Below are 7,685 nucleotides of genomic sequence, written 5' to 3' on the forward strand. Positions count from 1 at the left end.
CTGGAAGTCGGCGATGAACCAGTTTGCTATCCTGTTTGGCGACCGATTCACGCAGGCGCGCGGGTAACGATTCCTTTAACCGCCTCGCCCACAAAAATGCGGACAGGTTCGCCTACTCAGTTTGCACCACAACCCCGTTGGCCCCGAGCGGTGTTGCAAGAGCGCGGCTCCTCGCAGCGCCATGCATGGGGATTTCGGCGTCGCTGGCCTCACTGGTAATCCAGAAAACCGCGCCATCAGTCATCAGAGAAGAGCGGTCACTGCCCCCGACGCCTGTGAACTGCACCCCAAAAGTTGGAGACCAGTCAATCCTTTGGGGTGTTTTTCATGGCGAAGTACAACGAGCAGTTCAAGCGGCAAGTTGTGGATGAATATCTTGCCGGAGGAATCGGTACGAGGGCACGTGCTTCACCGCGCAGTTTCGCGAACAGTTCATCGAGGTGCCAGGTGGAGCGCGCCTTGTCACTCTATCCGGCATCGCCCTCGATTTGACTATGCCAGCGAATCGCCGCCTGTATAGAACTGCCGAACACTCTCGCCGCCGGACGACGCGAGCAGCATCGGGGAAGCCCGGCCTTTCTGCAGCAACTTCATCAAGCATGTGGCGCGGACAAACGACGTGACGTTGCCGTTAGCGTTGATATTGGCGTTGGCGACATACGAACCGTGATCGAAAGCACGCCAGCCCCTCAACCGCTTGCTGCCTGACTATGACGACCGACCCTCATACACCACGCTTGACGATTGCTCCGCCGAGCGTCGACGGTCGATTAAGCCGACTGCGAATGCAGCCACAAGCGCTGGCAGACCAATGGCCATGAAGTTCTGCTCAAGCGGCAGTCCAATTTCCACAAGGATACCGATCACGATCGGCGCAAGGATGGCCCCGCTGCGCCCGACGCCCAACGTCCATCCGACGCCGGTCGAACGGATCGCCATCGGGTAAAACTGGCTTGCATACGCGCAGTTGACGATCTGGGTCCCGATGGTTGTCGCGCCTGCAAGCCCAACCAGCACAAGCGACCAGGCGATCGGCATGGCGTGCCCGAGCACCGTGATCGACACCGCGGCCAGCAAGTACATCAGGATTAGCACCCGCTTGGTCTGGAACGTGTCTGCAAGCCAGCCGCCGCCGATCGCCCCAATCACGGCCCCGAAATTCAGAACCAGCACGAAGGTCAGTGCGGAGCCGAGGCTGTGCCCCGCATTCGCCATCAATTTGGTTAGCCACGAGCTCAGCGCATAAACCATGAACAGGCACATAAAGAAGGTGATCCAGAACATGATCGTGCTGAATCCTCGCCCGTCGGAAAACAGTTGCCGAACCGGCGCATTGTCGACCTTGTCTTCGTTCGGCACGCAATATTCGTCACCTGGCTCCGGGCGGTATGTCGGATCGAATTGCTGGGCGATGTGTGCCAATTCTGCTTTCCGGTCGTGCTTGATCAGAAACGGCATCGACTCAGGCATCCATTTCAGAAGCAACGGAACCAGAATCACCGGCGCGCCTGCTGCAACGAAAACCGATTGCCACCCGTAATGCTCGATCATTCCCTTGCCCATCAACGCAGCCAACATGCCGCCGATCGAATAGCCGCTGAACATCACCGCGACCATCGTGTTGCGAATCCGCCGCGGTGCATACTCCGTCATCTGCGCAATGACATTCGGCATCACGCCGCCAATACCGACACCCGCCATGAAGCGAGCGGCGGCAAAAGCAAAAGGCGATGCAACCAATCCGGTTGCTGCAGTAAACACGCTGAACAGCGTCAAGCAGATGGCGATGGCCCGACGGCGTCCGATCCGATCCGCGATCGTGCCGAACATGATGTTCCCAAACATCATCCCGAATAGGGCAGAACTCACCATGAAACCGGCCTTCGCCGGATTTACACCCATCTCCTTCATGATCGAAGGCAGTGCGATACCTGCAACGGCCAGATCGTACCCGTCGCACACGATGATCAATGCGCACCAGAAAAGAACCACGTAGTGCAGCGCACCGAGCCTGGCATCGTCGGCCAGCGAATGCAGATTTATTTGACGCATGAACCCCATCTCCTCGTTTGTCTCTTCCTTGTTTCACAGCCAAACAGCAATTGCGACACGCCTCACGCCAGTCCCGCCTCGCCCCGCAAGCGGACCGCCGAGCGTGTTGCGTCCTGAATCACCGCATTGACGTCAAGCGCAGCAAACTTCCCGCCTCGCCGCAGGATGCGGCCGTCAACGACGACCGTGTCGACATTGTCGGGCTGTGCCGAGTACACCAGTGAGTTGAATGGGTCGAATACGGGAGCGATGTCGAGATCGTTCGTACGGACGAGAATGACGTCTGCCCGTTTGCCCGGTGTAAGCGATCCAATCCGATCGGCCATATTGAGTGTTTTCGCGCCGTCGATGGTTGCAAGCTCAACTAGGCGGCGAGGCGTCACCTTCAGTTTGGTATCGGCGCGCGATTTGTGTGCCCACAGCAGCGCGCGCATTTCGTTGAAAAAATTGGCGCTGGCCGACGCTGCGGAAGAGTCGATGGAAATACCCATTTGCGCGTGGAGTGCCTCCAATTCGGCAAATTGGGTATAGCCGCTGCGCACGGTAGAGTATTGAAGTTCGATGACCGGCGCAATGCTGATCGTGACGTCCGATTGCACCAGAGTCGAGCGCTCTTCCGCTGTGAACCCTTGCGGATGGACGAGCAGGAGATCCCGGCCCAGCCATTGATGTTTGGCCATCACGTCAACGATCCCGTGCGTCAGGTTCCCGTAGTGAAGCGTGTAGGGAAGGCCCAAGGAGCGCGCGCGCGTCACGGAATCACGGAGATCTTCAAACACCTCCGGACGCATCGTGCCATCCTTGTCGGTCACCGGCGCCACGACGACGCCAAGCGTAAGCAGCGGGCGTTTTGGCAGCAGGGTCTGCTGGACTCTCTCGACATCTTGCCAGTCCATGGGCCGCGAGGACGGCTCGCCATAGCGGCCGTACGAGAATCGCGAGCGCACGCCAAGGTCTTCCAGTGCCTGCAAATTCGCATTCGCGTGTGCGGGGGACGGCACGTTATGGCAGAAATCGTGAATGGTCGTGATGCCGGACGTAAGGCTTTGCGCGACACCGAGCCGCACGGAATTGTAGATATCCGCTGGCGTCATCACGCCACCCGCCCGCGCCTTGCTCGGAAAGTAGCCGAACTTCGGGTCGTCGCCTCGCAAGGAGCCGCGCAACAGGCTCGTCCACAGGTGCTGGTGGGTATCGACGAACCCCGGCATGACAATCATCTTGCTCGCATCGATGCTGCGAACATTGGGGGCTTCGATCCTGGCGCCGACGGCAACGATTTCACCGTGCTTGATGTGCACGTCGCCCCCGGGAAACTCGCCGAGGGCGGGATCCATGGTGAGGACGTAGCCGCCGCGCAGTATGAACTCTCCACGTTCCGGAAGGCTATGCGGCTCCGCTGCGAACGACGGATTTGCGCCGGCCGTAAAGATCGCGGGCATCGCAATGCCGCCCGCCAGCGCCCCGCAGGTCTTGAGGAAGCTGCGCCGTCTTTGTTGAATGTCATTACCCATGTGATGCCTCTTATGAACACGATGCAATATCAAAACGTGTGCTGAATGCTGAAGGTGCTAACGAACTGGCGGTTATTGCTGGATGGACCTGCCGACGCATTGATCTGCGCCAGCGCTCCATTTTTCGAGGTGATCTGATACGCCGCGTCGACGTAGACAGTCGTGCGCTTAGAAAAGCGATACCCGACAATGGACGTGAACTGGTTGGCGTGGTTGTTGTTCAGCGGGGCGTTTCCGCACATGTAGGCGTAGGTCGCGGAGGCAAACCAGAAGGCGCTGAATTCATACCCCGCACTGAGGTCAAACGCGTCGATCTGTGCGCCGGTGCCCGTGTTCCGCGAAAAGGTGGCGAGTCCCGATATCAACCACTTCTCGAATCCATATCGAGCGCCCAGGCCAATATTGCGAATGCCATCATTGCCGTTGTTGTTCTGCGGTGACTTGACCATCGTGTATGCGGCGCCGACGCCTGCATTCGCGTAGTCGTAGTTGATGCCAAAACTGGTCGAAGACGATTTGCCGATGCTGCCCGGTACGCCGCCGAAACCGTACATGGCTCCAAACGTCAACCCCGAAAAATTGGCGCTCTTGAACTTGACGGTGTTGGCAATCGCTTCGCCGTTCACACGGTCGAAGTCGAACGATTTCTGCGCCGAATACGACACACCGAACGTCGGGAACGGTCCTTGGTGAGCCGCGTAGGCCCCTTCGAAAAAGCTCCCGGGATAGCGATTCAACGTGAGGCTGTCGAACATGAAATCGCGCTGGTTCCCCAAGGTGAGGGTCCCATAGCGATTGGCGAGACCGACGTAGGATTCACGGGAGAACAGGCTGCCTGCGCCACCGAAAACGTTTCCATTTGGAATGCCAAATAATGAGCCGAGATAAAATATGGCACGGTTCCCATCACCAAGATCTTCGCTACCACGGAAAAGCAGCACGCTGGGCCGCAGCACGCCGGGGGTTGCCATTACGACGGAACCTCCGCCGACGTTGCTCGAATACCCGACGCCCGCCCCGAGCAATCCGCTAATCTCGACGTTATCGGTCGCGTGCGCGGCGCTCGCGAATGCACTGCAAAGCAGGCTTGCCAAAAGAGCTGAATGTACGGAAATGCCACGATGACTCACGTTGTCCCCTTCGCGAACATGATGTTGTATGGAGCCGGGTCCACGAGGCGCTTCCGGGTCGAGCGCGCCTTCGCTTCGCATCCGTCTCTCCAAATCGTGTCAGGAGGCGTCAATGCGGCATACAAACGCTTATAGATATATAAAATCCGGTTATGGGCTGACTGTTTGTCTTGGGGCGATCGAATTGCAGTGACGCATAAGACTTCATGCCCGCCTCAAACCAGAAAGTCGAGTGTAAATTAGGCCCATTTTTGACGCGGTGACTTTTAGGAATCAGCCGTCAACCTTTGGTTGACGCATGATTTGCGAATTCGAAGGAGGATACGATGCATGTCAACACCGGCAAGGCGCCGCCGTCCCGGCTCAAACTCCAGTATCTCCGGGCGGTGATGGTGCTTGATGAGACGCACAGTCTTGCCAAAGCTGCCGATCAGCTTCATGTAACTCGTGCGGCGCTATCCAAGATGCTAGCCACACTCGAAGACTTGCTGGGCGTGCAGTTATATGAACGTACCGCGTCTGGCATGGTGCCGACGAAATTCGGGCAGACGCTTGCGCGTCACGCGCGGATGATTCTTGGCAACCTCCGTGCCGCTGAAGATGAAATCCGTGATTTGTTGAATGAGCACCGCGAAAGGCTGACAGTGGGCGCCCTGTTCACAGTCATGCCGCAACTGCTGCCGCAAGCGATCGCATCGATTGCGAAATCACACCCGCGCTGCGTCATTACCGTGCGTGAAAGCGGCTCATTCGGGCTGGCGGCGGGGCTTCATGACGGCGGCTTTGACTTGATCGTGGGACGTCTTGTGCCAGAGTACTTCGGCTCGGCCGTCCATCTCGAACCACTGTTCGAGGAACACCTGTGTGCGGTCTGCCGTCGTGGACATCCGCTCGAGAATGTGATGGCATTGGACTGGGAGCAGGTCGCCGCCTACCCTTGGCTGCTTCCTCCGAAAGAGTCCCCGGTAAGCTACGCGCTTCAGGCGCAGTTTCTCGCCGAAGTCGTGCAAGGCCCTGCGATTGTCGTCGAGGCCTTTTCCATTCCGCTCGCGCTCGGGATGTTGAAGACGTGCGACGCCGTCACCATCCTGCCAAGCCGGGTCGCCCACGACGAACAAGCGCGGGGTAATGTGTCGGTTCTGCCGCTCACGCTCCCGTCCTGGCCCGCTCCAATGGGAGTTGCGTGGCGCAAGGGTAGGCCGCTGTCCCCACTCGCGACGGCTTTTGTCGAGGCACTCAAGCGAAGCGCCGCAGCTACCTGACGAGTACAAGCATATCGCCCTGATCGGCGTGTCGTCCGCGACAACGGCCCTGGCTGGCATAGCCCGGGCCTCTGATACGTCCAATCAGAGGATCTAACGTTTTGCCGCGCGCTTGAGTGTTTGCGATGGGGTTTCGCCGAAGAGTTGCTTGTAGTCGCCGGCAAAACGGCCGAGATGCGAAAAGCCCCAGTTCATCGCAGTGGAGGAGACATTGCCTTCGCAGCCGTCCCCGAGAATTTCGCGCCGCACCGCCTCGAGGCGGTACCGCTTCAGGTAGGCCATAGGCGCATAACCGAAATGCTGTTTGAAGCCGTCGAACAGCTTGTAGCGCGACACGCCCGCTGCACGCTCAATATCTTCCAGCGCGATGTCCTCACGCGCGTTTTCGTGAATGAACTGCTTGGCCCGCGTCAGATAGTGCGGGCACGAAGGACTCGCTGCCTCGGCAAGCTCTTGTGAGAAATTGTGCGACTGCGAAAGCAGCAGGCCCTTGATCAGCGCCAGTTCGAGATCCCCCGCCATATGCTGATGATTGATCATCGGCCCGGCGCTCCCCATCTCGGCCAGCAGGAACTTGACCATGCGCCACCAGGCGGCCTGGTCGCCATTGGCGGCATCCATCTGCGGCTCGAACGTGAGCGCTATATCGAGCGGTCGTTGCAGCATTCCTTCAAGCACCTGCCGCAATGCCAGTTGAGGAATCGATACGATGATCTTGCGGCAACTGCCTGTTATCGCAAGATCCTGCGTCTCATGCGGCGACAGAATCAGCCCGCTGTCCTGGTCCGACAACCACAGGCGCCCGCGCGTGGCGAGCTCCTGTTGCCCCGTAATTGGCAAACTGACGCTATAGCAATTGAGCGGCGCATCGTCTCGCACGGACACCGTGACATCGGTACCGTACTCCACGTAGCCGAGCGTGCTCGCCATCGAGCGCATTACTGTGCCGGAGTGGTGAAAGTTCAGCTGCTTCGGGTTGCGAACCTGCAACGCATGTGGCCCGCAAATCGTCTCCATCCAGTTACGTGCGCCTTCAAGGTCGTGACGCAGTGCATCGATGCCGCGACAATCGTTGACGGCAGAGGTTGGCATGACGAATGACTAAGCGAATATCGAACCCTTGATGGTAAACCATATCGCGCGAACACAAAATACCGACTCACCCCGAATAACGCTGCGCCGCCGCAACCTCAAGACGCCGACTGCGCATTATTACTGTCCCCAAATTTCTCGTAGTAGAGCCGGTGATCGTCCATGCGCTCGTTCGCAAGCCACGTCTTGATCGCCTCGACCATCGGAGGGGGGCCGCACACGTACATGTCGGACGGGTGGGCTTCGAGAAACGAACGATCGAAGTGCTCGGGAATCAGCCCCGTCTTGCCTTGCCAACCTTCGGCGGGATTCATCACAACAATATCGCAGGCAAAATCGGCGATGTGTGCCTCGTAGGCCTTCAAGCGCTCGAGCTCGCACAGATCGCGTGCATGCGTTACGCCGTAGTAGAGGCGCACCGGCCGGCCGCATCCCCCCTTGTGCGCGAGATTGTCGAGCATGCCGAGAAACGCGGATAGCCCCGTGCCCCCCGCGACCATCACGAGTGGCCGCTCCACCTCGCGCAGATACTGACGTGTGCACCAAATAGTGCGTGGTGCGTTATATGGGCATGAAGACAAAACCTGATGCCCGAAAACTGGATGGAGCCACCCAAGCCCACCTGAGAAAGCTCG

At 58.7% G+C, this 7,685-nt stretch carries 5 protein-coding genes and 1 pseudogene; 1 reads left to right on the forward strand and 5 read right to left on the reverse strand.

Annotated features, from left to right (window positions below):
* Nucleotides 1-708: 708 nt before the first annotated feature.
* The 3 genes from HV773_RS36040 to HV773_RS36050 form a co-directional block, all read right to left on the reverse strand.
* Nucleotides 709-2,052, reverse strand: coding sequence for an MFS transporter (locus tag HV773_RS36040; RefSeq protein WP_175198495.1), 1,344 nt, complete (start codon nt 2,050-2,052; stop codon nt 709-711).
* Nucleotides 2,053-2,114: 62 nt separating this feature from the next.
* Nucleotides 2,115-3,566, reverse strand: coding sequence for an amidohydrolase family protein (locus HV773_RS36045; RefSeq protein WP_246282651.1), 1,452 nt, complete (start codon nt 3,564-3,566; stop codon nt 2,115-2,117).
* Nucleotides 3,567-3,595: 29 nt separating this feature from the next.
* Entirely contained in the window at nt 3,596-4,777 is a 1,182-nt protein-coding gene (locus HV773_RS36050; protein ID WP_246282652.1) for a porin, read from the reverse strand.
* A 245-nt stretch (nt 4,778-5,022) separates the two neighbouring features.
* Between HV773_RS36050 and HV773_RS36055 the strand changes: the two genes are divergently transcribed.
* Nucleotides 5,023-5,958: a LysR family transcriptional regulator gene (locus tag HV773_RS36055; protein WP_175198496.1), complete on the forward strand. Its 936-nt coding sequence runs from the start codon at nt 5,023-5,025 to the stop codon at nt 5,956-5,958.
* Between the two features lie 93 nt (nt 5,959-6,051).
* On the opposite strand, the gene HV773_RS36060 is transcribed toward HV773_RS36055, so the two are convergent.
* Nucleotides 6,052-7,050: an AraC family transcriptional regulator gene (locus tag HV773_RS36060; protein ID WP_175198497.1), complete on the reverse strand. Its 999-nt coding sequence runs from the start codon at nt 7,048-7,050 to the stop codon at nt 6,052-6,054.
* 98 nt (nt 7,051-7,148) lie between these two features.
* A pseudogene (locus HV773_RS36065) lies at nt 7,149-7,685 on the reverse strand (hypothetical protein); the annotation flags it as partial.

Origin of the sequence: Paraburkholderia caffeinitolerans (assembly GCF_902859945.1) — a bacterium.
Taxonomy (GTDB): domain Bacteria; phylum Pseudomonadota; class Gammaproteobacteria; order Burkholderiales; family Burkholderiaceae; genus Paraburkholderia; species Paraburkholderia caffeinitolerans.